The sequence below is a fragment of the Streptomyces durocortorensis genome, assembly GCF_016901035.1.
GTDB lineage: Bacteria > Actinomycetota > Actinomycetes > Streptomycetales > Streptomycetaceae > Streptomyces > Streptomyces durocortorensis.
The window spans coordinates 1-3,542 of record NZ_JAFEUF010000406.1 but is presented as its reverse complement, the minus strand read 5'-3'; the positions used below and the strand labels follow the sequence as shown (position 1 = coordinate 3,542).

Genomic DNA, 3,542 nt, shown 5'->3' with positions numbered 1-3,542 from the left:
CTCCAGCCCTGCCCCGTCCAACTCCGCCCCGCCACGCGGCTTCTCCTCGGCCACCGCCCCCGCGTCGCCCAGCGCGGGCAGCACCGCGTCGGCGAGCGTCGCCGGTATCCGCTCGGCGTTCTCGTACGGGGTCAGGCGCTCCAGCAGCAGCCCCGTGCCGACCGTCGCCACCGGCAGACCGTGGAACCGGGCCGCACCGAACAGCGCGGCCGAGGTGCAGCCCACGACCAGCGCGGGCCGCAACCGGTGCAGCAGCACATCGGCCGGGACCGGCAACGGGCCGTCCAGCACGGTCAGTTCGACGCCGAGCCGGTCTGCCTCGGCAAGCAGCTCCGCCGGGCTCTCCCACGGCGCGTACGGATCCGGCGCGAACACCAGCCGGGTGTGACCGAGGGCCGCCGCCCCGCGCACCATCTCCCGCCGCAGCCCCGCCTGCTCGGCCGCCGAGATCAGCCCGGCCCCCGCGAGATCCTGCCCGAGCAGCAACGCCGGCTCCTCGACGGCGGGCAACGTCACATCCCCGTCCGCGAGTTCGGCGACGACCTTGGTGACCGCCTCGGCCGGCACGATCCGCGGCTCCACCCCGTACTCGCCCAGCAGCAGCGGGCGTACCCCCGGAACCAGGTCCGGATGGAGCAGCCGCCGCACCCGGGTTCCGGTCAGCGGCGGGATCTTCTCCCCGGTCGGGCCGTAACCGCCGGGCCCCTCGGTGTACACATCCACCGGGGTGCCGGCGAACACCTGGGCGAGGGCCCGGGCGGGGCCGGCGTGCGGGGAGCCCACCACCAGCTCCAGCTCCTCCTCGCCCAGGCCCCACGCGCGCCGGAAGTGGCGTTCCCACAGGGGGGCGTCGTCCGCCCGGGGCGACCAGCCGTCCGGGTGGAAGGGGGCGATCGCGTCGTTCCACGAGAGCACCTCGTCGAACCGGGTGCGCAACCGCTCGAAGCCGGCGCTCGTGGAGACGTCGGCGACGGCCTCCGGGGCCGGCCCGGACCGGGACAGCAGCAGGATCCGGCGGTCGGGCTCGGTGAAGCAGCCCGCGTCGATCGCCGCGGCGAGCAGCACCACCGCCTCGGGCGAGGAGGCGTGGAAGATCCGGATGGTCATGCGGCCGAGGCCCCCTTCGCGGCGGCCGGACGGCGGCGCAGCCTGCGCACCCGGGTCGCCCGTGTCACGTCCATGGAGTCGAGCGCCTCGTCCAGCAGCCGCTGCGGAAGGCGTCCCAGGGCCGCCGCGCCGCGCGACTTCAGTTCACGGGCCACGGCCGGTTCGAATTTGTCCAGGTCGCTCAGATGGTGGGCGATGATCGCGCAGTACGTGCGTACGGCCTTCGGTAGAAACACCTCCGCCTCGCGGTCGGCGGCGGACTCCGCGATCACCTGGTCGAATGCGTGCAGGAAATCGAGCTGGCGCACATCGCCGATCTGGGTGAGGGAAGTCGCGACCCCGCGCCGGTAGAAATGGCTGAGCGGGCCCAGGGTGGCGAAGGATTCCGCCTCCCGGTGCAGCCGCCAGATCCACGGCCGGTCCTCCGCCGTGCGCAGCCCGTCGGTGAAGTGCAGCAGCCCCCGGTCCAGCAGCCGCCGGTGGTAGAGGCCCGCCCAGGCGAACGCGTAGTCCACCGACGTGGTGCGGTGGGCGGGCAGGATCGCGGCCCGGGGGTCGCTCACCACCCCGTGCGGCCCGTGCGGAACCCGGCGTACGGTCCGCGCCCTGCCGTTCACCTGGACGTGGTCCGTGCGCACGAAGTCGCAGTTCAGCGCCTCGGTCCGGGCCACCAGACGCTCGTAGTGGCCGGGGGCCAGCCAGTCGTCGCCGTCCAGGAAGGCGATGTACTCGCCGCGGGCGGCCTCCAGACCGGTGTTGCGCGCGGTCGCCAGACCGCCGTTCACCTCGTGCCGCAACAGCACGGCCCCGGGGATCTCGGCCTCGGCGCGCTCCAGCAGTCGGAGCGTTCCATCGGTCGAACAGTCGTCGACGAGGAGGAACTCGAAGTCCTCGCGGGCGTTGGCCCGCAGACTTCTGAGGGTGTCGGGCGCGTAGGTCTGCACGTTGAAGAACGGCACGATGACGGAGAGCTTAACCACGCGCATCACGTTAGGTGCGGCCCCGGCCCTTTCCTTTTCCGCAATGCGCCCAGCAGGTGAACAACGTCCGACGTACAGGTGAATCGCCTTTTCCCGGGCGGAAATTGAGGGCCTGTTCGGGGCGGTCCCCCAATCGTCGGCTCGCTGTTAACCATCTGTTGCCATCGCGTTGGGCCGCGCATCGAAATGCCTTCCTAACTTCTTGGACGTGCCCTCACGTACCAGCCAAGACGCCGAACCGGCCGAGACCCCCGCAGCGCCCCTCCCGGCGCTCCGGGTCGCCGTCCTCGCCGACTCCGACACCCGGTGGAAATGGGGCGCGCTCACCGCGCGCCGCCTGACCGCCGAGGCCGCCGGGGACGGACCGGACGCGCGCCCCGTCGAGGTCAGAGGGCTGCTGCTGCGCGGCCGGGCCACCCCGACGCCCCGCCAGCTCGCGGAGGTCGGCGAGGTCGGGATCGACGCCGGCCGGGTCCGCGAGGTCACCGCCGTCGAGTTCCTGCACACCGTGCGCGACGAGGGGTACGACCTCGTCGTCCTCGCCCTCGTCGGCGGCGGCGTCCAGGCCATGCTGCACGGGCTCGCCGCCCTGAACCTGCCGCACCGCCCCGTCGTCGTCACCGGATACGTCGGTGTCGTCTACGAGAAGCTCGCCGACGGCCTCCTGCTGCGCCACGGGGCGGACGTCGTCCTCGCCAACTCGGCGCACGACGCGGCACGTTTCCGCGCGGTGTACGAAGGAGTGGGCGCCGACGCCTCGGCCGTCACCGAGGCCGCCCTGCCCTTCCTGGGCGGAGCCCCGTACCAGCCCGAAGAGGGCCGCGACACCGTGGTGTTCGCCGCCCAGCCCTCCGTACCGGCCTCCCGCGCCGACCGCGCCTACCTGCTCCGCCGGCTCGTCGAGCACGCCCGGCTGCACCCGCGCCGCGAGGTGCTGCTGAAGCTGCGCTCCAAGCCCGGCGAGCACACCACGCACATCGAGGAACTGCCCTACCAGAAGCTCGCGCAGAAGCTGCCCGGCGGCCTGCCGCCCAACTTCCGCCTGGTGTACGGGCACATGGGCGAGGTCCTGGACCGTACCGACCTCCTGGTCACCGTCTCCTCGACCGCCGCGCTGGAGTCCCTGCACCGCCGCATCCCGACCGCGATCCTCACCGACCTCGGCGTACGGGAGCCCCTCGGCAACCACCACTTCGTCGGCTCCGGGCTCCTCACCTCCTGGGACCGGCTCGACGGCGGAACCCGGCCGAAGCCCGACCCGGAGTGGGTGGCAGGCCAGGGCGTCGCCGCGGACGGCTCGTACGGCACCGCCTACGACACCGCCCGCGCCAAGGTCGCCGGCCTCCTCGACGCCGGCCGACTCCCGCCGATCGCCCCCTACTACACGCCCGCCCCCCCCCCCCGCCCACACACCCGGCATCACCGCCCCCCCACCCAGGCCCCCGGCCGCGCCCG

The 3,542-nt window shown here is 73.5% G+C and carries 3 protein-coding genes; 1 reads left to right on the top strand and 2 read right to left on the bottom strand.

Features of this window, described 5'->3' with window-relative positions; all coding sequences use genetic code 11:
- Together JS521_RS34640 and JS521_RS34635 are read right to left on the bottom strand one after the other, a co-directional pair.
- On the bottom strand, positions 1-1,107 hold a 1,107-nt coding region (locus tag JS521_RS34640), incomplete at its 3' end, for a polysialyltransferase family glycosyltransferase (RefSeq protein ID WP_205086837.1).
- Positions 1,104-2,087, bottom strand: coding sequence for a glycosyltransferase family 2 protein (locus JS521_RS34635; RefSeq protein WP_205086836.1), 984 nt, complete (start codon positions 2,085-2,087; stop codon positions 1,104-1,106). The genes JS521_RS34635 and JS521_RS34640, both read right to left, overlap by 4 nt.
- A gap of 208 nt (positions 2,088-2,295) precedes the next feature.
- On the opposite strand from JS521_RS34635, the gene JS521_RS34630 reads away from it, so the two are divergent.
- On the top strand, positions 2,296-3,542 hold a 1,247-nt coding region (locus JS521_RS34630; protein WP_307848004.1), incomplete at its 3' end, for a DUF6716 putative glycosyltransferase.